Here is a 21897-nt window from a genome sequence, read left to right as displayed (position 1 = left end):
GCGACGATGGGGGCCATGACCGCAACGCTTGTCGCGAAGAATGTGGCCGGCGGATTCGCCCATCGCACCCTGTTCGAGGGGGTCGACCTGACCGTGGCACCGGGCGATGTCGTCGGGGTCGTCGGCGTCAACGGTGCGGGCAAGAGCACACTGCTGCGGATCCTGGCGGGCGATCTCGAGCCGCTCGACGGCATGGTCAGCGTGGCGCCGGCCGACGCGTTCGTCGGATGGCTGCCGCAGGAACACGAGCGCGTACCGGGGGAGACCGTCGCGGCCTACATCGCGCGTCGCACCGGATGCGCCGAAGCCACGCAGGCCATGGATGCCGCGGCCGCGGCACTGGCCGACCCGGACCCCGGGGAGGAGGATCCGGCCGCTGCCTACTCCGCTGCGCTGGATCACTGGCTGGCCACCGGCGCGGCCGACCTCGACGAACGGCTGCCGGCCGTGTTGGCCGATCTCGGACTCGACACCGATGCGGTGCGACCGGACTCGACGCCGATGACCGCGTTGTCCGGTGGGCAGGCGGCGCGGGTGGGGTTGGCGGCGCTGCTGCTGTCCCGGTTCGACATCGTGCTGCTCGATGAGCCGACCAACGATCTCGACCTCGACGGGCTGGCCCGGCTCGAGCAGTTCGTCAGGGAGCTTCGCGGGGGTGTGGTACTGGTGAGCCATGATCGGGAGTTCCTCGCCCGCAGCGTGACTCGCGTGCTCGAGCTGGATCTGGCACAGAACACCACCACCGTTTTCGGAGGTGGCTACGAAAGCTATCTGGAGGAGCGGGAGGTCGGCCGACGGCACCGGCGGGAACAGTACGAAGAGTTCGCCGAGAAGAAGGCCGACCTGGTGGCTCGGGCCCGCACCCAGCGTGAGTGGTCGAGCCAGGGCACCCGCAACGCCATGCGCAAGTCACCGGACAACGACAAGATCCGTCGACGTGCGGCCACCGAGTCCAGCGAGAAGCAGGCGCAGAAGGTGCGTCAGATGGAGAGCCGGATCGCCCGCCTCGAGGAGGTCGAGGAACCCCGGAAGGAATGGACCCTGCAGTTCACCATCGGCACCGCGCCACGGTCGAGCTCGGTCGTCGCCACCCTCGACAATGCCGTTGTGCGGCAAGGTGATTTCGTTCTCGGCCCGGTGTCGTTGCAGGTTGACGCCGGCGAGCGGATCGGTATCACCGGCGCCAACGGGGCCGGCAAGTCGACATTGCTGCGACTGTTGCTGGGGCGCCGACAGCCCGATGAGGGTCGCGCCGGCCTGGGCGCCAGTGTCGCCATCGGCGAGATCGACCAGGCCCGTGCCGATTTCACGGGTACCGTGCGACTCGTCGACCGGTTCGAGCAGCACCTGCCGGACTGGTCGACCGCCGATGTGCGAACCCTGCTGGCGAAGTTCGGGCTGCGGGCCGATCATGTCGAACGCCCGGTTGACGAACTGTCACCGGGGGAGCGAACCCGTGCCGGCCTGGCGCTGCTACAGGCACGTGGCACCAATGTGCTGGTTCTCGATGAGCCGACGAACCATCTGGACCTGCCCGCCATCGAACAACTTGAGCAGGCGCTCGAGTCGTACGACGGTGCGTTGTTACTGGTGACGCATGACCGCCGCATGCTGCAGAACGTTCGGCTGGACCGAAGGTGGCTGGTCGACGACGGGCGCGTCGCCGAGTTGTAGCGCCGGCGTCTGCCGATATCCACGAAGGCGTCGGCGATCCATGGTTCTGCGGTTTGGCGATGTGCTCGCGGGGGAATGCAGCCCGGATCGCAATGTCGGGCCGAGACCCAGGACCGGCCGAAAGGACACGTAATGACCACCGACTACGACGCGCCCCGCCAGAAGGAAACCGAAGAGTCAGTCGACGAGTCTTTGGAAGCGTTGGCCGGTCGAGGCAACGACGCTGCCACCGACGTTGACGAGGCCGATGCGCTCGATGACTTCGAACTACCAGGTGCCGACCTTTCCGGTGAGGAGTTCACCGTGCGGGTGGTACCGAAGCAGGCTGACGAGTTCACCTGTTCGAGCTGCTTTCTCGTCCAGCACAGTCACCGCCTGGCCAGTAGTGGACCCGACAATCCGGTCTGCGTCGACTGTGCCTGATCGGCGGTCGCCGCCGTGACCGAGTCCGTGCAGTACGCGCCGGCGCGCTCGGCCGACGTTTTCGGTGACCGCGCGGCGCCGACGCTCGTCTTGTGGCACGGCATGCAGACCGATGCCCGCGCCGCCGTACGCCCGATTGCCGAGCTGGTGGCCAGACGCGGTTTCGGTGTCGTCGTGCCCGATTGGGATTCCCACGCTCCTGATGGGGGCCGATCAGACCTGCTGCGCTCCGTGGAGTTCGCCCACTCCTGGGCCGTGGAACCTGACCATCTCGCATTGGCCGGGTGGTCGTTGGGTGGTACCGCGGCCGCTGGACTCACCATCCACGCCGCCCGGTTCGGCGCCGCCATTTCTCATACGGTGTGCCTGGCCGGCGCCTTCATGGCGACGGACCCGATCTCGGGTGAGCAGTTGACATCCAGCCTTTCCGCCGATCGGGTGGGTGCGTCTTTTACCTTGCTGCATGGTGTCGGCGACGACGTCGTCCCGGTCTCGGTGAGCCGCACGTTCGCTGCCGAACTCGAGAAGGTCGGGTGGCCGGTCACCCTCGTCGAGCTACCGGCTGATCACGCCACGATCGCCGGTACCAGGTACGACGCTTCGCGAGATCAGTACGTGCCGGCCGAGGATGCCGAGACGCTGCGGACAGCTGGGCTGGTAGCCGACCACATCGCCGCTGCGCTGCTGCACCCGTGACACCGGACGGCAGCGGTCCGCGCCGGCCTGCGCTCAGCCGGAGTCTTGGTTCACGTCAGGTTCGGTCAGCTCCGGCGCGATCTCTCGTGTGGCCATCCCGCCTTCGCGACCGTGATCGGTAGGCCCTGGAGGTGGTTCCTTGGCATCGTCGGCGCTCTCGTCATGGGGCTTGTCTGCGCTGGGCATGGCGATTGGCTACCCACAGTCGCGGGTTCCAATCCGTCCACGGCGCTGATTCGACGGCCTAATTCGGGGGAACGCTGAGCCAATGGCTACTTATCGTGTACTCAATCCCAAGGGCGAGGTCGTCGACACCAAGGACATCGAGAGTGCTGACGACGCCCATGCGTGGTTCGTCGACCAGAAGGCGGAGCCGGAGTTGGGCTGGCGCATGGAAGTGCTCTCGGCCGACGGTGACTGGGCGTTCTTCGATGACAGCGAAGGCGACCGCAAATACTGACCACCGAGGAGAACGTTCCCTTCATCGTGCTGCCGCCGCTCGTTCTCTACGCGATCTATCTGCAGATCGATTACCTCACGCGTCGTGCCGGTGTGGGCGATGACAGCCGGGTGCCCGCATCACTGTGAGCGTGCGCCGGCCGTCCGCGGCTCCAGATGTTTGGCCCACCCCGACGCGCACACGGCCGTGCAGACAATCGCCAGTACGCCAACGAAAGTCAGCATCTCCGGATAGCTGAACCAGTGCGCCAGCGCAGCGAGTACCGCGGGCAACAGGAACCCCAGATAGGCCAGCGAGTAGTAGACCCCGGAGATACCGGCGAGCTCGTCGGGCGGGGCAATGCGTTGGATCTCAAGCAGACCCGACACGATCGCGATGCCGTAGGCACTGCCGAGCAGCATTGCGACCAGCGGCGCGACGAGCGCTGAGTGTGTGACAGCGGTGGCCACCGCGGCGAAGATGCCCAGTGCCATCAACGCCATCGACACCACCACGGCGCGGGAGCTGGACACGTCGTCGAGTCGGCGCGCGACGGGTTGGATCGCCACGCCGCAGCCCAATGTCAGCACGGTCAACCCCACGGTGTACAGCAGCGCCCAGGACCCGAGCTGGTCGGCGACCAGCGCCGGCACCACGGCGTACGCGATGGCGGCCGAGCCAAAGATCCACGGTGCCATGGGAACAACCACATGTAGGAACCGGCGATGGCCGGCTGCAGGCACTTTCAACCCGTCGAGGAAGGGCCGCGAGGTCGTGCGGGACCGGGTCTCGACGGCCCGGTTCCACACCGCCCACACCACCGGCACGCACAGGGCAGCGTGGACCAGGTAGGTCAGCACCAACGGCAGCGGCGCGTACACGGTGAGCAGTCCGGCGCACAGCGGCCCGACGCCGAAGCCCAGGGACAGGCAGATCGAGGCGCGGCGCGCTCCGGCCCCGGCGGAAGCATCGTTGTCGAAGGGTGGCTTGGACAGTTCAGCGATCCACGCCGAACCGACTGCCATCGCGATGCCGACCGCCACTCCGCTGAACAACCGGCCGACGAACAGGGCCGGGAAGCCCCAGTAGTCGCCGACGGCCAGTATGAGACTGCCCAGCGCGGCGCTGACCACGCCGGCGGCCATCACGTTGCGTCGACCGTGGCGGTCCGACAGCGTCGAGGCGATCAGCAGCCCCGGAATCAGGCCGAGAACGTAGGCGCCCAACAGGATGTCGACGTCGACCCGGGTGTAGCCGGAGTGCTGGGCATAAGCGATCAGCAGTGGGGTGAATTGGTTTCCGCCCCAACCGATGCAGAAGACGGCGACGGCGACGGCGAGCCATGGCTGCATGCGTCGCCGGCGCCGGGCGGGCACCTCGACGAATTCCGTTGCGACAGCGGTCATGCCAGCACCACCCGGTAGGTCGCTTCCAGGTGGGACAGGAGGGCACCCTCGAAACCGGGGACATCACGGCGGCCGATGGCATCGGCCAGATCCGCGTGTTCGCCGATCAGCTCGGTGAGCCGGGCGGAGTCCGATCGGGCGGCGTCGGCCATCATGCGGCGCTGCCGATCGCTGAGTGATCCGTAGAAGCGGCCGGCGATCGAATTCCCGGCGACCTGCACGATCCGGCGGTGAAACGCATCGTCGGCGGCGGCGAACTGATCGGCGTCACCGATCGCGGCGCCGTGGCGCTGCCGTTCGACCAACTCGGTCAGCTCACCGAACAGAGTGTCGATGGACTCCGATGACCGGCACAGCCGGCGCACCGCCGCGGTCTCCAGTGCCAGGCGCATCTCCAGCAGGTCGGTGGCCTCTTGGGCGGACACGGGGACGACGACGGCGCCGCGTCGCGGCATCAGGTCCAGGAAGTCCTCGGCGGCCAGGCGCAGAAACGCCTCGTGCACCGGCGTCCGGCTGACCCCGAGCTGCGTCGCCACCTCAACCTCGCTGAGCAGCTGCCCGCCGCGAAACTCACCGGAGAGGATCTGGTCCTTGGTCATCCGGTAGACGCGCTGGCTGTTGCTCGATTTCTCGTCCTGGCCCACGGAAGACCACTGTACCCCTTGCATGCAAGCTTGCATGCAAGGGGTGTGGCCAGGTCAAACCCTAGAACGGGCTGCTGTTGGCCTGATGCTTGGACGCTTCGGGACGGGGCCCGAACCGCCGGATGTACTCCTCGTGCTTTCGCTGGTCCTTCTTGTACTGGATCTCGTCGACCAGATTGGGGTCCAGGCCGTGCTGCGCCAACCGGTGCCGGCGCCAGATCTTGTTGAGCGCGAGCGCCATCAAGATGGCCCAGATGTAGATCGGCACGGTCATCTCGATGTGCACATAGAGCGAGGCGGGCAGAAGCCAGAGCGGCGCCAGTACGAAAAGCGGCGGGATCGCCATCCGGATCAAGTGCCGCCGCACGGCGCCATGGTCGGCAAGGTCGTGAGCCACCCACTCGCGCATGGAATCGGGCAACCGCTTGCCGTAGCAGTAGGCGACGTATTGAAAGAAGTTGGGACGGTCTTTGGTTTTCTGGCCGGCCATGAGGGCTCCTGGTGTCAATCGGTGAGTGAATTGGCCGCCAGTGCAGCCACGTTGATGCGGGTCAACACCCGATGCAGCTCTTCGAGTTCGGCGATGTCGACGCCCAGGCGCTCCACTACCGCGGGTGGGATGGCCAGAGCCCGTTCACGCAGGGCGATCCCGGCCTCGGTGAGCTCGACATCGGTCGCGCGTTCATCCCCGGCGCGGCGGCTGCGGGTGAGCAGGCCGAGTGCTTCCAGCCGTTTGAGCATCGGCGAGAGCGTCGCCGAATCCAGCTGCAGCGCGGAGGCGATCTCTTTGACCGACAGCGGCGGAGTGCCGCCGGAATCGGACCGCTGGTGATCCCACAACGCCAGCATCACCAGGTACTGCGGATGGGTCAGGCCCAGTGGCTCCAGCAGTGGCCGATACACCGCCAGCACGGCGCGGTTGCTCACGGCCAGCGCGAAACAGACCTGCCGCTCGAGCGCCAGGGGGTCGGCGCTGAGCTGCACAGGGGGTGCGGCAGACGCTTCGGATACTGCGGTCATACTTAGAAAGTACCCTAATAGTTAGGGTGCTAACAATGTCTCGACGGTCACATGCTCACACGGTCAGTGCGCGCGCTTGGCCAATCGTTCGGCGTTGTCGATCAGGATGCTGCGGCCCTGAACGCGGATCCAGCCGCGCTGCGCGAAGTCCGACAGCGCCTTGTTGACCGTCTCGCGCGAAGAGCCGACGAGTTGGGCGATCTCTTCCTGGGTCAGCTCGTGGTCGACACGCAGCGCGGTGCCATCGCGGCTGCCGAACCGTTGCGCCAGGTAGAGCAGTTGCTTGGCGACCCGGCCCGGCACATCGGTGAAGATCAGATCGGACAGGTTGTCGTTGGTGCGGCGCAACCGGCGGGCCAGCACGCGCAGGAGCTGTTCGGCGATCTCGGGCCGGTCGGCGATCCAGCTCCGCAGCACGCTGCGGCTCATCACGACCGCCTTCACCTCGGTCAGAGCGGTCACGGTCGAGGTCCGCGGCCCCGGATCGAAGATGGCGAGCTCGCCGAACATGTCCGACGGACCCATCAGTGTTATCAGGCTCTCGCGACCGTCCACGGACTTGCGGCCGATCTTCACCTTGCCCGAGGTGATGATGTACAGCGTGTCGCCGGGCTCGCCCTCGGAGAACACCACCTCGGTCCGACGGAAGGTCACCGGTTCCAACTGCCGGACGAGCGCGGCCACGGCGTCAGGCGACACACCTTGGAAGATGCCGGCGCGGGCCAGCACTTCATTCATATTTCCCCCTTGGTGGATGTGCCGAACCTGGTGACCCGGAAGGTTTGTACTGGTCGCAGCCGAAAGGAAGGCCGCCGTTTTACTTTACAAGGGCTATCGATCGGCCCGCGGCTCCGGGTTTACACCCAGGCCGCATTCCGTAATGGAGGCGAACGGTGGCGGTCAGATCGCCGAGCAACAGATCCGCTGGGCTTCGGCGACGGAGTCCGCAAGCGGGCGACGCGTGTTGATGGGATGGGCGTCGGACCAATCGGCGTCGGACGCCAAACCTTCTGCGATCTGCGGGGTGGCATCCGAGTTGGTGACCCGACGCTGGACGATGCGCTGCTTGGCTTCGTCGAGAGGCACTGTGCACGACAACTCCGCTGTCGGGCATTTCTGGTCCGCTGCCATCTCCCGCGCTCGCCGGCGAAGATCCGGATCCCGCCAGGTGCCGTCGAGGATCACCGACTGCCCGATGGCCAACGTCTCGCGGGCCTTGTCCAGCACGGCCTCATACACAGCGGCCACGTTCTCGCTGCTGTACAGCCCCTCGTTCAATATCCCGGCCGCGCCGTCGACGAGCCCACGCTCTTGCAGCTCGCGGCGCACGTCATCGGTGGAGATGACCCGGGCCGCCACCTGTTCGGCGAGACCGTGCGCGAGCGTGGTCTTACCGGTACCGGGACCTCCGCCGATGATGACCAGTCGCACGGCACCTCGGCGGAGGTGATCGAGGGCGATGTCGAGATGGCGCCTGGCGTCGTCCGCGGCGCTCGCGTCGCCCTGATCAACCCTGATGCAGTCGACTTTGGCGCGGACTCCGGCACGGTAAGCGATGTAGAAATCCACCAACGCCGGTGGCGGGGTATCCCCGGAGAGCCGCTGGTACTCGGCGATGAAGTAGTCCGCCAGGTCTCGGCGGCCGAGGAATTCCAGGTCCATCGCCAGGAATGCGGCGTCGTCGCAGCAGTCGACATGGCGTAGGGCGTCGTCGAACTCCAGACAGTCGAGGATGGCCGGCCCGTCCGGCATGCAGAAGATGTCGCCGGTCAACAGGTCGGCGTGGCCGTCGACGATGCGGCGCTCGGCGATGCGGCCGTCGAACACTGCGGTGCGTCCTGCGATGAACTGGTCATACAGACGGTCGATCTCGGCCAGCGATTCCGCAGGCACCACGGTTCCGGCGTACTTGCGCAATTCGGTGAGGTTGTCACGCCAACGGCCGGCAACCGCGGGCACCGCCGCTGCGCGGTCGATGTCTTCCGACCGTTCCGCGCCGGCGTGAAACCGCGCGATCACCTCCGCGATCGCCGACAGATGCTCCATCACGGGTTCACCATTGACGACGATCGACGTCAACCGGCGCGAATCGGGGTACCTGCGCATCACGATCACCGGCTCGGGCGGGCCACCTTGCGGATCGGAAAAATGGGCGACCCCGAGATAGCTGTCGGGCGCCAGCCGCTGGTTCAGGCGAACCTCACGTAGGCACACCTGTTCCCGCTGCTCGACCGAGCTGAAATCGAGAAAGTCCGTGGTGACGGCCTTCTTGGCCTTGTAAGCCTTCTCGCCCACCAACGCGACGACCCCGGTGTGTGTTTCGTGGATTTCGGCAGCGGCCATAACCCATGATGGCTCGGCTTGGACTACAGAAGGTAGTGGTCATCCGTCGGCATTCGCCTGCCGAAAGTCCTTCAGCCCATGGCCCAAAGACCCTATTACCGGGGACTGACCAGCCCGGAGTCGTAGGCGTGGATGATCGCGGCGGCGCGGTCACGCAGGTCGAGCTTGATGAAGATGTGGCCGATGTGGCTCTTGACGGTGAGCCCGGAGATGCTCAGTTCATCGGCGATCTCGGCGTTCGAATGCCCCTTGGCGATGAGCGTCAGCACATCGAGCTCACGGGCCGTGAGGTCGCCCACGGCGGCGGCGCGACGTGGTTCGGCGGACTTGCGGTAGGTGGTGAGCACTCGCGAGGTCACCGCGGGGTCGAGATAGCTGTCACCCAGTGCCACTGCGCGCACCGCCCGGATCAGTTCCTCGGCGGAGGAATCCTTGAGCACGAACCCGCTGGCTCCCGCACGCAACGCCCCCGAGAGCAACTCGTCGTCGTTGAACGTGGTCAGCGCCAGCACCGGCGGCCCGTCGACCGCTGTCACCTGGCGGGTGGCCTCGATCCCGTCGACCCGTTTCATCCGCAGATCCATCACCACCACGTCGGGGCGGTACCGGCTGACGGCGTCGGGCACCTCGTCACCGTCGGCGCATTCGGCGACGATCGTGAAGCCGTCCTTGCGCCGAAGGATGCGGCGCAGGCCGGAGCGCACCAGATCCTGATCGTCGACGAGGAGGACCGCTACCTCGCTCACCGGGTCCGTCATGACACCACGGGGCACCAGCGGGGTGCCCGGTCGGTGTCGTCCAACGGAATGTTCGTGCGCACCGACCATCCGTCGTCGGCGGGGCCGACGCTGATGATCCCGCCGAGGAGCTCGACGCGCTGGCGCATTCCGCGCACCCCGCGACCCTCCACGTCGTGACCGTTCCGCACGGCCAACGCCGGGACCGGGAGTCGATTGGCGACCGTCAAGGTCGCCGAGGTGCGTGAGATTCTCAGTAGCACGGTCGCTTCCGCATCGGGTGCATGTTTGGCGATGTTGGCCAGCGACTCCTGGGCGATGCGATACAACGCCAAGCCCACCGCTGCCGAGACCGCATCGGTGCGGCCGGTGGCGTCGCACCGCACATTGAGCCCGGCACGCACGAAATCGTCTACCAGACAACTGATGTCGTCGACGCCCGGCTCGGGAGCCATGCTCATCGGGGCACCGTCGAGTAGCCCGACCGTGCGGCGGATGTCGGCCATGGCCTGACGGCCGAGGCGTTCAGCCTGCTCCAATGCCTCCACGGCGTCGTCGACGTCGCGGTCCTGCTGCAACCCGCGACGTGCGCCCGTCACATGCAGCAAGGTAACGCTCAGCGAGTGCGCGATCACGTCGTGGACCTCGCGGGCGATCCGGCGGCGTTCATCGGCCGCCGCGTGGCGGGCCTGCGCGGCCTGTGACTCCTGTTGCTGTCGCATGAGTTGCTGTTGGGTGTATACGAGATAGCCCACCAGCCAGCCCATCCCGAGGATTCCGAGATAGAGCGGCAGGGCGTCGAGGCGGTGCTGTGCCGCGGCGGTCAGCAGCAGGGTGGCCGCGGTCAGCGACGCGAGGAATCCGCCCCACACGCCGGCCAGCGAGGCCACCTCACCCACCATCAGCACCGCGATCAGCGGGGCGAAATCATTGGGGACCGGTGTCGCGGTCGCGAACAGCAGGATCGCGGTCGAGGTAGTCCAGGTCGCCCAGACGATCGGCGCCTTGAAATCGACGCCGGACAGGTAGAACAACGCGAAGGGGGCGATGCAGACGACGAGTGCGAGCAGGCCCGCCGGAAGGTCGGCCGTAGGCCGTTGCAACATCGCCACCACGCCGGCACCCATGACCGTGGTGTCGAACGCCAAAACGATGGCCCAGTTGTAGCCGACCGGCAGGGCATACCCCCGCCGGTGTACATGCGCGCGCAAGCCGCGGGCGATGCTGCCGAGCATGTTCTGATCGTAGAAGGTGAGCTTGTTTCCGCACGTCCTACCAGAGTCGGATTTTTTGGGGCCGGATTTCAACACTCAGAGTCGCCACATCTCACGTGCCATCGCGGAGTCCTCGACGAATTTTTCGCGCAGCGGCGGATAGTACGGCTGCTTGAGATCGGGCCGGGGAGCGGCCGCCAGCGCTGTACGCACCGCGGTCAGGGTGCGCCGCCAGAAACCACCCTCCCGACGGGCGGGGCCGCTCGGGATCGCTGGATCTGTCACCGGAGGGGTGAAAACGGCGTCTTTCGCCGTCCATCCACGGGCGACGCCGGTCATCGAATTCGCTATCGAGATAGCTGGGGAACGCTGTGCTCGTGTCATGGCTCGACGCTACGAAGAATGCAGGTCAGCCCACATCGCGCTGCTGTCCGATCTTGACCTACGACCGTAGTAGGACAACTGAACCGACCACAGGACGATGGGGCCGCGACTGGTTAGGCTCCTGTTGTGCCCTCGAGTTCGACCCGTAGGCGTGGTCCCCGGCGTGATGTCGACACCCGAACTCTGATCGTCGATACCGCAGAGCGAATGTTCGCGGAGATGTCGATCGGTGCGGTGGCGGCGCGGGCAGTGGCCCGCGAGGCGGGCGTGGCCAGTCGTGCGGTGGCCTATCACTTCCCGGCCAAGCGCGACCTCGTGCTGGAGGTGGCGCGACGGCGCGCCCCGTCGGTGTTCGAGGCCGTTGTCTCCGAGCTGGTGCGGGTGGCTGAGGGCGGTGACGAGATCGGGGTCTCTGACGTCGTCGAAGCACTCATCGCGCCCTACGTCAGGCTGCTCGACGAGGATCCGGTCGGCGGATTGCGCTGGCTGAAGGTGATGAATCAGCTTGCCCTGGATGAAGACCAGATCTGGCTCGACCAGCTGGCGGGCACACCGAGTTTGCCGGAGTTGTTCTTTGCCGCGGCAGGGCGTGCGGTGCCGGACATTCAGACCAGAGAAGGCCAGCAGCGCAGCACAATTGCCATCCTCGGGATGATCGGCGCGCTGGCCAGCTCGGACTTGTCGCTCTACGGTCGGCCCTTGGGGCCCGGCGGCTTGGACCGCGGGTGGGTTGACCAGTTGGTCCGGTTCACCGGCAGCGGTTTACGCGGCAACGATGGTCTGCCCGATTAGGATCGTTGCGTGCAGATCGACGGCCAGCAGCTCGCTGCTTTCGCCGCGGTGGTCGAGTTGGGGAGTTTCGACGCGGCCGCGCAGCGTCTGCATGTGACGCCGTCGGCGGTCAGTCAGCGCATCAAGGCCTTGGAGCAGCGTGTCGGTCAGGTTCTGGTGGTGCGCGAAAAGCCTTGCACGGCAACACCTGCCGGTGTCCCATTGCTGAGGTTGGCTGCGCAGACGGCGTTGTTGGAGTCCGAGACGCTGGCGGAGATGGGTGGTGGTGCCGGGCACCGCACCAGGATCGCGTTGGCGGTCAACGCCGATTCGATGGCGACCTGGTTCACCGGAGTATTCGCCCGGGCGTCCGAGTTCTTGTTCGACATCCGGATCGAGGACCAGGACCTTTCGGCACGCTTCCTGCGTGAGGGTGTGGTGATGGGCGCGGTCACCACCGAGCGGCGCCCGGTGCCGGGCTGCCGGGTGCATGCCCTGGGGGCGATGCGTTACGTGCCGGTGGCCGGTGCCGGCTACGTGCAGCGCTACCTACCGGACGGTTTCACCCACGACGCCGCGCAGGCGGCGCCGTCGCTGGCCTGGAACCGAGATGACGCACTGCAGGATCAGTTGGTGCGCAAGGTGTTCCGCAAAGATATCGTCAGGCCGATCCATTTCATCCCGACGGCCGAGGGTTTCGGCGCCGCGGTGCGGGCCGGGTTGGGCTGGGGGATGTACCCCGAGGAACTGGTCGACGAAGACTTCGTCCGGATCACCGAGCAGTATCTGGACGTGCCGCTGTACTGGCAGTGCTGGAAGCTCGACAGCCCCATGGTCGACACCATCACGGCGGCGGTTCGCGACGCGGCGGCCGGTCTGCGCGGTCCGGCCCAGGCTTGAGAGTCCGCTACCGCACCAGCGGAGCCAGGTGCTTTCGCGCGTAGGCACGCACCGCTTCGTCGTCGTTGACGTCCAACACCGTCGTCGGCATCTGGGCCAGCGAGCACGCCAACCGGATGTGCAATTCGGCCACGGCCAGCAGTTCGGCGTCAGGCATGGTCGCGCCCGCCGCGCGAAGTGCCTTGGCCATCGCCGACGACGCGTGGTGCAGAAAGGCCGGAGCCTGGTCATAGGCGCCGGCCACCGCGGTGAAATCGGTGTCCAGTCGCAGGAACCGGCGCATCACCGGCTCGGTGGTCAACAGCCGCATACCTTCACAGAATGCCGCCACCGCAGCCTCGTTGGGGCCGGAATCGATTGTGACCGTGCGTAACCGATGCATCGCCCCGTCGAACGTACGCCGCCCCAGCTCGGTGATCAAAGCGTCGCGGGTGGGGAAACGACGGTAGAGCGTGCGGCGGCTGACGCCGGCCTGCTTGGCGATGACGTCCAAGCTGGTCCGACCGAGCCCGACAAGCGCCACTTCCTCGGCCGTGGCCTTGAGGATGGCGTCTTCCTGTTCGGATTGGCTGGCGTTGCTGCGTGGCATCGCTACCAGTGTGTCAGCCTGCCGCCGGACATCCCAGCGGCGCGAACGAATCCAGGGCCACCGATCGGTGCAGGCGCACCAGCTTCTCGTACTGCAATCGGTTGTAAGCCAGGGGCACCAGCAGCAGCCGGTCGGGCAGTACCCGCCAGGCCAGCTGAAGCATACGGGTGTAGACCGCGAACTCCCGCTCATGGCGGGACTGCCACCGGAACCCCGTCATCTCGCGGATCCCCGGATGCATTATGCCGAATGAGCACACCTTGATCACGCGGCCGGCGATCGGTCGCACCGCCATCCAGGACGGGGTCAGCGCCAGTCTCAGCGGGGTGGGCAGCAGCAGGGTCGGCAACGGCAGCTGGGTCAGACCGGTCGTCACCCGGCTCAGGAATGCGTTGCCCTGCAACTGGTTCTCCACCATGTCGTCGTAGTACCGAGCCGCGTCGGCATAGGTTTGCGGCAGCTTCGCCGATGCGGCCGGCAGTTCGATAGAGCGGAACGCTTCGAGCAGCTGACGGTAGGCCGCCTCCTGCTCGGCGGCGTTCATGGTGATACCGGTCGCCGGGGTGAACGAATGCAGGACGAGGAAGATGCCGCTGATCGCAATCCAGTTCCACAGCTGGGGGTTGAGTGCGCTGTAGCGGACGTCGGCGAAGTCGTCCTTACCGTGTCCACGGACTTCGCGGTGCATGGTCTGCAGGCGGCGCCCCTCCGCCTCCCGATCTGTCGCGTCGCCCCAGATCGCCAGAAACGCCGAAAACCCGCTGCGCACCCCGCGATCGAGAAAGTTGCGCTCGAACCGGCCGCTGCGATCGACGGCCGCGGCCACCGGGACCAGGGCCACCTCGTCGAAGGCTGCCGCGCCGAAGGCACCCCCCAGGATGCTGCCCGAGTGCCTGCGGAAATCTGCCAGTACGTTCGGCCGCACTACGTCTTCGTCGGCCACGCTGCCAATAGACATGGCACAAAGGCTAGCAATCTGTGCCAATGTGTCAATACCGAAAATCGTCCTCACGTACACGATTGGTAGCGTCGCGATCATGGCCAACCGGACGCATCGATACGAGGTCGAGGTGACCTGGACCGGCAACACCGGTTCGGGCACCAGCGGCTACCGCGACTACGCGCGTGACCACGACGTGACCGGCGTCGAGACACCCGGCAAGCCGGTGATCCTGGGTAGCGCCGATCCGGCCTTCCGGGGAGACCCGCAGCGCTGGAACCCCGAGGAGCTGCTGGTGGTCAGCCTGTCGCAGTGCCACATGCTGTGGTACCTGGCGCTGTGCGCCAAGGCAGGCATCGTCGTCACTGCCTACAGTGACCGGCCCGACGGTACCATGAGCGAGAACGCCGAGGGCAGTGGCGTTTTCACCGACGTCACGCTACGACCGCAGGTCACCATCACCGACGGGCAGCGGGTGAGGGAGGCCACCGAGCTCCATCATGAAGCCCACCGGATGTGCTTCATCGCCAACTCGGTCAATTTTCCGGTGAGCGCTACACCCACCGTGACAGCACCGAGCGGGGAATGAACGACGCGTCGACCGGGACGAACTCGAGTGCACTCCAGTCGGATTCGTCGGGCAGCGTTCCCGAGTCGATGACGACGGCGGTGGCATTGCCCGTCCCGGCGTCGATGTCGACGGTCTGACCCGCATCGCCGTACGTGCCGTTGCAGTCACTCAGGCACCGGCCGGTGACCGGATCGATGTTGCCCTCGAACATGTCGTTGACCCATCCGGCCATCAACCTTTGCACTGCGGGCGGGTTCTGCGACTGCGGAATGCCCGCCACAAGATAGGCCGCCGCCTGGATCAGCGGGTTACCACCCAGCATGGAATCCATGTGGACACCACCGTTGACCACGACCCCGACGAACGTCCCGGGTCTGGCGGCCGAGAGCTCGTCGTTCACCTTGCTGGTGGAGTTGAACGCGTTCAGCGGCGCACCGATCTCATAGACCGGCACATAGTCGGCGGGATCGTTGCCATTGCTGGCCTCGAGCTGATGGAGGCGGTCCATCGCAGCCGGCAGACTGCCCGAGGGAGGAACCCCGTCCAGCAGCACCACACCGGCAAGGTCGTTGGGCGCATCCTGTCCTTCGGCGCGGCGGGCGACCAACCCCTCGGCGTAGTAGCCGGCCACCCCGGGCGCGAAGCCGCCGCCCAGTGAATGGCCGACGAGCACGAATCGCTCTGGAACGGTGAAGCTCTCCTGACCGGCCTTCAGCGATGCGGTAGTCATACTGGCGTTCAAGGCTTTTCGATCCGGGTCGAGAAAGAGCTCGGCAACCGCCTGGTGCATGTTGTCCCCACCGAGCCACATGCCGCCGGCGGTGTACGGGTTGGACGCCACTGTGGTTACCACGACGACGCTGTTGGTGCGCTCGGCCAGATAGGACGCGGTGTAGCTGTACATCGGTCCGGTGGCGATGAATCCGTGCTGGAGGTAGATCAGCCGGTCCGGCTGACCGTGCGTCGGGAAGTACCAGTCGGCGGGAACCTCGTTGCCCGGGGAGACCACCAGCGTCGAGCTGCTCACCTCGACCGAATCGCGAAGCCCGGGCGGCACGGTGGGTGGCCCGTCGACGGCTTGGATCACTCCGCCGACCGCGTTGAACAACGCAGACCCGACAGCGTCGACCACCGACTGCAAGCCGGATCCGATCAGATCGGGGAGTTGTGCCGACGACGACCCAGTCACGCCGACGCCGCTCGGTGCAGTCGCTGAAATCGTTTTCGGCACTTCAGAAATCGCGGTCAGCGGATTACGAACGTCACTGGCTGGTTGGTCGTTTTGCGCCAGGTCGGCAGTCAGCGGTGCCAGGCGCTCACGCAACTGTTTGCGTGCCGCACTGCGCTGCGTCGACAGCGGGCGAAGCGGCGTCTGCTTGGTGGCTGCCGGCAGTGCGTCAGATTCGCTGTCGTCCGGTGTGGCTGCCTTTGCCTTCCCGACCGCGTCTTTCTCGATCGGGTCCTTCCTGACGGCTTCCCGCTCGACGGTGCGACGCACACGAGGTGCCGCGGAACGTGCCAGACGATCGGGCCGCTTGAGGTGCGGTGTGACATGTCGACTACCGGCGGGCGCGGCGCGGTCCGGCTTTGCGCTGCTGGTCGACGTCTTCACCGGGCCGGCATGCGAATCACCTGAGGAGTCAGCCTCGGCGCTGGCTGTGCCGGCACCGGCGAGCAACGCCGCCGATACTCCGGCGGTCAGCACACCGGCGCCCACCCATCCCAAGTACGCCACGTGTACCCCCCTGGTGCGCCGATTCCGCGATTGGCTGGATGCTAACCGCGGAATCGGCCGCCGGATCAGGTTTTCGGTGGGTTGGTTACGAGTTCATCGATGGAGCCGGCGCAGCTGGGCTGAGGCCACCGACAACACCGCCAGGTCGGGCTCGGCGGAGTCGAGGAACTCGTCCAGCGTGCGTTTCGCCCGGTCCAGGCGCGGCCGGTTGTAGGCCTCGAAGTCGCGGATGCTGCATGCGGCCTTATCGCCCTCCAGCCCGTGCTTGGTGACGTCGATCGTGAGATCGCGCAAGGAGCGGTACAGGTCTTCCCGAAGGGCCAGCCGGGCCTGGGCGTGCCAGCGGCCACCGCGCGGAAGCGACGACACCGCCAGCAGTAGCCGATCCACTCCGAGCCGGTCCGACAGTTCGAAGTAGATCCTGGCCAGTTGGGCCGGGTCCTCTCCGTGGAAATGGGCGACCTCGATGATGTCCAGAAGGCTGAACGCATACAGGGATTCGCTGATCCGATGCGCGATGTTGCCTGGTACGCCGCGAGCGACCAGGTCGTCGTGTGCCGTCAAGACGGTTGCCCGCTCCTGGCCTCGCAGCATCGATCCGAGTTGCCCGTGCAGCATCGCCAGCTGGTTGCTGAATCGGGTGATCTCGGTGTCGATTTCGAGCGGTTGGGGCCGGTTGAGCAAGAACCATCGGGCGGCCCGGTCGAGGAGACGCCTGCCCTCGATGACCATCGCATTCGTGAGCGCGGGCGAGAGGTCGGCGGCGTAGATGTCGGACCAGAGTGTGTCGAGGTCGAAAACCTCGGACACCACCGCATGAGCCCGCACGATGTCGGCTGGGGCTGCGCCGGTTTCCTCGGAGAGCCGGAACGCGAAGGTCAGCCCTGAGGTGGCCAGCACGCGGTTGACGATCGTGGTGGTGATGATCTCCCGACGGAGCGGATGCTCGGGCAGTGGCTCGCCGAGTTGGCGCCGCAACGTCGGTGGGAAGTACCGGGTCAGCAGCGTGACGAAGTATGGGGCGTCGAACATCTCGCCGGCGAGCAGGTCAGCCTTGAGGTCGAGCTTCACGTGCGCCATCAAGGTCGCCAGCTGTGGCGCGGAAAGGCCGTGACCGTCCTTGGCGAGGTCAGCGAATTCCTCTGGGCTGGGCATATTTTCGCGAGATCGGTGTAACCCGCGTCGGGCCTCCAGGTCCGCCGTCATCCGGGCGTGCACGTCGACCATCTGGGTGGCGTTGGAACGGGCATCGCCGAGCAGACGATTGTGCGCCTGGTTGTTGGCCAGGACGAGCTGTGCCACTTCGTCGGTCATATCGGCGAGCAGTCGGTTGCGCGCGCTACCCGTGATCAGGCCGGACCGGGTGGCAGAGTCCAGCAGGATCTTGATGTTGACCTCGTGATCCGAGCAGTCCACTCCGGCCGCGTTGTCGATGGCGTCGGTGTTCACCAGGCCGCCGCGGCGGGCGTAGGCGATGCGGGCGCGCTGGGACAGCCCGAGGTTGCCGCCCTCGACGATCACCTGGGCTCGGACATCCTCGGCGTCCACCCGCACCTGATCGTTCACCTTGTCGGCGATGTCGGAGTGCTGTTCGTCGCGGGCCTTGATGTAGGTGCCGATTCCACCGTTGAACAGCAGGTCCACCGGGGCGCGCAGGATATGGCTGATCAATTGGGTGGGAGTGAGCCGGGTCTGGTCGTCGTCGATGTCGAGCGCGGCGCGCATCTGTGGTGTGGTGGCAATGGTTTTCGCGGTCCGCGGCCACACCCCTCCGCCCGGGCTGATCACAGAACGGTCGTAGTCATCCCACGACGATTGGGACAGTTCGAACAGCCGTTGGCGTTCTTTGCGGGCCGGCACGGTGTCGGGCTGCGGATCGATGAAGATGTGTCGGTGATCGAATGCGGCCACCAGGCGCAGGCCGGGACGCAGCAGCATGCCGTTGCCGAAGACGTCCCCGCTCATGTCGCCGACGCCGACGGCGGTGAACTCATCGGTCGCCGAATCGATACCGAGCTCGGCCAGGTGGGTGTCGCCGCTGACCCAGGCACCGCGAGCAGTGATGCCCATCGCCTTGTGGTCGTAACCGGCCGAACCGCCGGAGGCAAAGGCGTCGCCCATCCAGTAACCGCGGTCGAGCGCCACCGCATTGGCGGAATCGGAGAATGTGGCGGTGCCCTTGTCCGCGGCCACCACCAGATAGGGGTCGGGTCCGTCGTGGCACACCACTCCGCCGAAGCGGGGTCGGTCTTCGGAGTCTGACGGGGCGGTCTTGTCGACGACGTCGAGCAGTGCGGCGATGAACTGCCGATAACTCCGCAGTCCCTGAACACGGGGCGACTGGCCCGCGGCGGTGCGGGCCTTGACGACGAACACGCCCTTGGCTCCGACCGGAACGATCATCGCGTTCTTGACGGCCTGTGCCTTGACCAGGCCCAGAACCTCGGTGCGATAGTCATCGTGGCGGTCGGACCAACGGAGCCCGCCGCGGGCCACCAGCCCGAAGCGAAGATGCAGGCCCTCGAATTCCGGTGAGTACACGAAGATTTCGGAAAGGGGACGTGGCTGTGGCAGCTCGTCGACGGACTGGGCATCGAGTTTGTGGACCAGATAGGGCGCCCAGACGGTGAGGGCATCGGGCGCGAACGCGTTGGTGCGCACCGTGGCGTTGATCAGATTGTGGTACGCGCGGAGGATCCGGTCGGCGTCGATGTGCAGCACCTGATCGATCTCGATGGCCACCTGCTGCTCAGCCGCTGCGATGCGGGAAATGCGGTGGGGGCTGTCGGCGGGTTGTTCGGTGCGGTCGAATCGGGCCTCGAACAGATCCAGCAGTGCGCGCGTGGCCGCCGGGTTGTCCAGCAGGACCCGTTGGATGCGCTTCTGGCCGTAGGGCATCGGCAGCTGCCGAAGGTACCGGCTGTAGCTGCGCAGCACGGTCACCTGTCGCCAGCTCAGAGCGGCCCGCAGTAGCAGCGCATTGAATCCGTCCGATTCAACCCGGCCGGCCCACATCGCCCGGAAGGTCTCGCGGATGCGATCGACAGTGTCGTCCCGCGGCTGGGCCACCGCCTCGACGACATCGGGACCGGGCTGCAAGAGCAGGTGGTAGACGTGGCAGACCCGCCCGTCCGGCCTGGTCCAGGTGCCCGCCTGTTCCTCCAGGACCTCCAGGTCCATGCTCTGCAGCGCGGGCAGCATCCGGCGCAGCGGCACCGGCTCGAGGGCAGCGAGCGCAAAGTTGAGCCGTCCGTCCGCGTCGGTCCAGTCGAGGTTCACCTCGACGGCATCGCCCGTCAGATCGTTGAGCGCCTTGGCTTCCAGTAGCCGGCTGGGTACCACAACCCCGGCCTGCTGATCCTGCATATCGGGCGCAATGGGGTTGGCGCGCAACGAATCCACGGTTCCGGTCTCCTCAATCGTCGTTGATCGATGCCGTCGGTTGCGTTCGACGGTGCACACAATCCTGTGGTGAGGAGCACGCGTTCAGATGCTGCAAAGTGTCAGTGAAATGTGGCCTGTCATTACACTGTGTCGGCCGGGACCGTCCTGACTTTCCTAGCCCGCCGGCACCACACCGCGCGGCAGGATCAACGGAAGATCGTTATAGGTGACGATGCCGGGCGCGGCGTTGACCACCGCGGGGATCGCATTGATCGGGGGAGTGGCGGTCATGATGTGCCCGAGCACCATGAATTCCTCCAGGGTGGTGGCCTCGAAATCCGGCGGTGGCAGGAAGCCGACTTTCATCGTCACGGTCGGCCGGCCCGCGACCTCGATGACCCATCCGTCCTGATCGATCTGCCAATCCGGTTCCAACGTCTGGCCTTTGCGCCAGCGCAAGGTGAGCTCGACACGGGTGGTATCGCCGATGATGCCCTTCCAGCTGACGAACACGCCGGCGACACAGCCCGCCGGAATCGTCCACGAGCCGAGGTCGAGATCCTCTGTGGTCTGGGCGTATTCGGCGTCGCAACGAACTTCGTCGAACTCGATACCGAGTGCGTCGCCGATCATCCGCACCGCCTCACCGAAGACCCCGGTGCCATGGGCGGTCATGGCTTGCAGGTCGGGATGGTCGATGGGCTGGCCGAACCCGACCGGCTTCTCGGTTTCCGGTGAGTCGTAGAAGGTGGTGTCGGCGGCCTCGTTGACCGTGACCTTGTCCACCCGGTCGCAGATTCCGGCGGCCACCACGGCCAACTGGTTGACGTAGCCGGGGCTGATGCCCGATCCGAACATCGTCGAACCGCCCTTGCGGCAGGCCTCGACGATGCGATCGCGGCCCTCGCCCTGATTGTGTCCGGTGATGAATGAGGCCGTCGCCACGACATTGATGCCGGCGGAAAGGATTTCGACGAGTTCGTCGACGTCGATCCACATGGGGTTGTAGACCACGACGTCCGGTTTGAGGGCCAGCAGTGCCTGCACGTCATTGGTGGCCGCGACGCCGAGGGGCTCGATGCCGACGAGTTCGCCGACGTCTTTTCCGGACTTGTCCGGCGACCACGCGTAGCAGCCCACCAGTTCCAGGTTCGGGTTGCGGGCGATGGCCGCCACCGAACTCTTCCCGACGTTCCCCGTCGTCCACTGGACGACCCGGTATGGCGAAGTTTGTGACACGGCAGCGGCTCCCTTACTCGGTTTCCGGCAGTTTTCCACGACCGTGAGAAAAAAGGAAGAGTGGTGCGTCGCCGGCGTCGTGAGCAACTAGAATTGCCCATGTGACCACCGGAAACGCGCCCCGTCGGGGGCGCGGCCGCCCACCGCGTATCGATCAGCAGCAGATCGTCGCCGCGGCGCGTGCGATCCCGCCGGGTGCGTTGACGATGCAGGCGGTTGCCGATGCGCTCGGGGTGGACCGAACGACGCTGCACTACTACGTCGGTGACCGCGACGGCCTGCTCGAGCTGGTGGTGGCCGACCTGTTCGAGGCCGAGTTGCGCTCGATCAAGCTGCCCGAGGGCGCGAGCTGGCAGGAAATTCTGCGGGCGTACGGAACCGCGATCCGCCAGGGTGTGCTCAAGCTCGGTGTGACGGCGACCAGCTTCCGGTTGAGTGGTACCGGTGGGGCCGCGAGTCTGGCGCTGGCCGAGCAGGTGCTGCGGGCACTGACCGCGGGCGGATTCGGTACCGACGACGCCGGCCGAGTGCTCACCTTGGTGTCGGGGCTTGCCATGTCGGCCGCGCACGATGTGTTGGGTTCGGCCGGGTCCCGGCTGCACCATCAGACGCCCGAGGTGGTTCGGGCGTTGAAAGACCTTCCGTCGAGCGACTTCCCGCTGCTCAGCGGTGTCGTCGCCGATCGTGGCGTCGCGGGGACCGCGGCCCAGGACTTCGACTTCAACCTCGACATCGTGATTGCCGGCCTCGAGCGGTTTCTGGCGGAGTAGACGCCGAGTCGTCGGCCG

At 66.3% G+C, this 21897-nt stretch carries 23 protein-coding genes and 1 pseudogene; 9 read left to right on the top strand and 15 right to left on the bottom strand.

Features of this window, described 5'->3' with window-relative positions:
• Positions 1-15 precede the first annotated feature (15 nt).
• From abc-f to AC4ELH_RS21675, 3 genes are all read left to right on the top strand, one after another.
• Positions 16-1674, top strand: a complete 1659-nt coding sequence (gene abc-f / locus AC4ELH_RS21685) for a ribosomal protection-like ABC-F family protein (RefSeq protein WP_448445138.1) — start codon at positions 16-18, stop codon at positions 1672-1674.
• Between the two features lie 132 nt (positions 1675-1806).
• Positions 1807-2097 (top strand): DUF4193 domain-containing protein, encoded by a 291-nt coding sequence (locus tag AC4ELH_RS21680; RefSeq protein WP_448445141.1) that lies wholly within the window; start codon positions 1807-1809, stop codon positions 2095-2097.
• Positions 2098-2112: 15 nt separating this feature from the next.
• Complete coding sequence (locus AC4ELH_RS21675; RefSeq protein WP_448445143.1) at positions 2113-2793, top strand: alpha/beta hydrolase family protein; 681 nt, start codon at positions 2113-2115, stop codon at positions 2791-2793.
• A gap of 33 nt (positions 2794-2826) precedes the next feature.
• On the opposite strand, the gene AC4ELH_RS21670 is transcribed toward AC4ELH_RS21675, so the two are convergent.
• Positions 2827-2979 carry a hypothetical protein gene (locus AC4ELH_RS21670; RefSeq protein ID WP_448445145.1) on the bottom strand — a complete coding sequence of 51 codons (153 nt, stop codon included), beginning with the start codon at positions 2977-2979 and terminating at the stop codon, positions 2827-2829.
• An 82-nt stretch (positions 2980-3061) separates the two neighbouring features.
• On the opposite strand from AC4ELH_RS21670, the gene AC4ELH_RS21665 reads away from it, so the two are divergent.
• A complete protein-coding gene (locus tag AC4ELH_RS21665; protein ID WP_039313160.1) occupies positions 3062-3253 on the top strand; it encodes a hypothetical protein in 192 nt (63 codons plus the stop codon).
• Positions 3254-3261: 8 nt separating this feature from the next.
• Positions 3262-3381: pseudogene (locus AC4ELH_RS21660) on the top strand (emopamil-binding protein); the annotation flags it as partial.
• Here the strand turns inward: AC4ELH_RS21660 and AC4ELH_RS21655 are convergent.
• The 9 genes from AC4ELH_RS21655 to AC4ELH_RS21615 form a co-directional block, all read right to left on the bottom strand.
• Positions 3373-4638, bottom strand: coding sequence for an MFS transporter (locus AC4ELH_RS21655; RefSeq protein ID WP_448445147.1), 1266 nt, complete (start codon positions 4636-4638; stop codon positions 3373-3375). The pseudogene AC4ELH_RS21660 and the gene AC4ELH_RS21655 overlap by 9 nt on opposite strands.
• Positions 4635-5282: a GntR family transcriptional regulator gene (locus AC4ELH_RS21650; protein WP_448445149.1), complete on the bottom strand. Its 648-nt coding sequence runs from the start codon at positions 5280-5282 to the stop codon at positions 4635-4637. The genes AC4ELH_RS21655 and AC4ELH_RS21650 overlap by 4 nt, the downstream gene beginning before the upstream one ends.
• Before the next feature lie 61 nt (positions 5283-5343).
• Positions 5344-5772, bottom strand: a complete 429-nt coding sequence (locus tag AC4ELH_RS21645; RefSeq protein WP_064887757.1) for a DUF5313 domain-containing protein — start codon at positions 5770-5772, stop codon at positions 5344-5346.
• A gap of 14 nt (positions 5773-5786) precedes the next feature.
• Complete coding sequence (locus AC4ELH_RS21640) at positions 5787-6302, bottom strand: MarR family winged helix-turn-helix transcriptional regulator (protein WP_064887759.1); 516 nt, start codon at positions 6300-6302, stop codon at positions 5787-5789.
• A 63-nt stretch (positions 6303-6365) separates the two neighbouring features.
• Entirely contained in the window at positions 6366-7040 is a 675-nt protein-coding gene (gene crp, locus AC4ELH_RS21635; RefSeq protein ID WP_064887761.1) for a cAMP-activated global transcriptional regulator CRP, read from the bottom strand.
• 162 nt (positions 7041-7202) lie between these two features.
• Positions 7203-8645 carry a bifunctional aminoglycoside phosphotransferase/ATP-binding protein gene (locus AC4ELH_RS21630; RefSeq protein ID WP_498886515.1) on the bottom strand — a complete coding sequence of 481 codons (1443 nt, stop codon included), beginning with the start codon at positions 8643-8645 and terminating at the stop codon, positions 7203-7205.
• Between the two features lie 95 nt (positions 8646-8740).
• Complete coding sequence (locus AC4ELH_RS21625; RefSeq protein WP_448445155.1) at positions 8741-9403, bottom strand: response regulator transcription factor; 663 nt, start codon at positions 9401-9403, stop codon at positions 8741-8743.
• Entirely contained in the window at positions 9400-10617 is a 1218-nt protein-coding gene (locus AC4ELH_RS21620) for a sensor histidine kinase (RefSeq protein ID WP_064887767.1), read from the bottom strand. Before AC4ELH_RS21620 ends, AC4ELH_RS21625 begins: the two co-directional genes overlap by 4 nt.
• A 75-nt stretch (positions 10618-10692) precedes the next feature.
• Positions 10693-10980 (bottom strand): hypothetical protein, encoded by a 288-nt coding sequence (locus AC4ELH_RS21615; protein ID WP_131811725.1) that lies wholly within the window; start codon positions 10978-10980, stop codon positions 10693-10695.
• 126 nt (positions 10981-11106) lie between these two features.
• Between AC4ELH_RS21615 and AC4ELH_RS21610 the strand changes: the two genes are divergently transcribed.
• Positions 11107-11772: a TetR/AcrR family transcriptional regulator gene (locus AC4ELH_RS21610; RefSeq protein WP_131811726.1), complete on the top strand. Its 666-nt coding sequence runs from the start codon at positions 11107-11109 to the stop codon at positions 11770-11772.
• A gap of 9 nt (positions 11773-11781) precedes the next feature.
• Positions 11782-12651: a LysR family transcriptional regulator ArgP gene (locus AC4ELH_RS21605; RefSeq protein WP_064887773.1), complete on the top strand. Its 870-nt coding sequence runs from the start codon at positions 11782-11784 to the stop codon at positions 12649-12651.
• Between the two features lie 7 nt (positions 12652-12658).
• Here the strand turns inward: AC4ELH_RS21605 and AC4ELH_RS21600 are convergent, their stop codons facing one another.
• Positions 12659-13240: a TetR/AcrR family transcriptional regulator gene (locus AC4ELH_RS21600; RefSeq protein ID WP_498886512.1), complete on the bottom strand. Its 582-nt coding sequence runs from the start codon at positions 13238-13240 to the stop codon at positions 12659-12661.
• Between the two features lie 13 nt (positions 13241-13253).
• Complete coding sequence (locus AC4ELH_RS21595) at positions 13254-14198, bottom strand: oxygenase MpaB family protein (protein ID WP_498886509.1); 945 nt, start codon at positions 14196-14198, stop codon at positions 13254-13256.
• 79 nt (positions 14199-14277) lie between these two features.
• Between AC4ELH_RS21595 and AC4ELH_RS21590 the strand changes: the two genes are divergently transcribed.
• A complete protein-coding gene (locus tag AC4ELH_RS21590; RefSeq protein WP_064880253.1) occupies positions 14278-14769 on the top strand; it encodes an OsmC family protein in 492 nt (163 codons plus the stop codon).
• On the opposite strand, the gene AC4ELH_RS21585 is transcribed toward AC4ELH_RS21590, so the two are convergent.
• From AC4ELH_RS21585 to AC4ELH_RS21575, 3 genes are all read right to left on the bottom strand, one after another.
• Positions 14735-16486 carry an alpha/beta hydrolase gene (locus AC4ELH_RS21585; protein WP_448445160.1) on the bottom strand — a complete coding sequence of 584 codons (1752 nt, stop codon included), beginning with the start codon at positions 16484-16486 and terminating at the stop codon, positions 14735-14737. The genes AC4ELH_RS21590 and AC4ELH_RS21585 overlap by 35 nt on opposite strands.
• Before the next feature lie 93 nt (positions 16487-16579).
• Positions 16580-19852, bottom strand: coding sequence for an NAD-glutamate dehydrogenase domain-containing protein (locus tag AC4ELH_RS21580; protein ID WP_498886883.1), 3273 nt, complete (start codon positions 19850-19852; stop codon positions 16580-16582).
• A 192-nt stretch (positions 19853-20044) separates the two neighbouring features.
• Entirely contained in the window at positions 20045-21109 is a 1065-nt protein-coding gene (locus tag AC4ELH_RS21575) for an NAD(P)H-dependent amine dehydrogenase family protein (RefSeq protein ID WP_498886506.1), read from the bottom strand.
• A gap of 101 nt (positions 21110-21210) precedes the next feature.
• On the opposite strand from AC4ELH_RS21575, the gene AC4ELH_RS21570 reads away from it, so the two are divergent.
• The gene (locus AC4ELH_RS21570; RefSeq protein WP_498886504.1) at positions 21211-21879 is read left to right on the top strand and encodes a TetR/AcrR family transcriptional regulator; all 669 of its coding nucleotides are present in this window, start codon (positions 21211-21213) and stop codon (positions 21877-21879) included.
• The last annotated feature ends 18 nt before the right edge of the window (positions 21880-21897 follow it).

It is taken from the genome of Mycobacterium shunyiense, assembly GCF_058270075.1.
The sequence above is the reverse complement of the archived record's forward strand: the minus strand, read 5'-3'. Positions and strand labels throughout refer to the sequence as shown.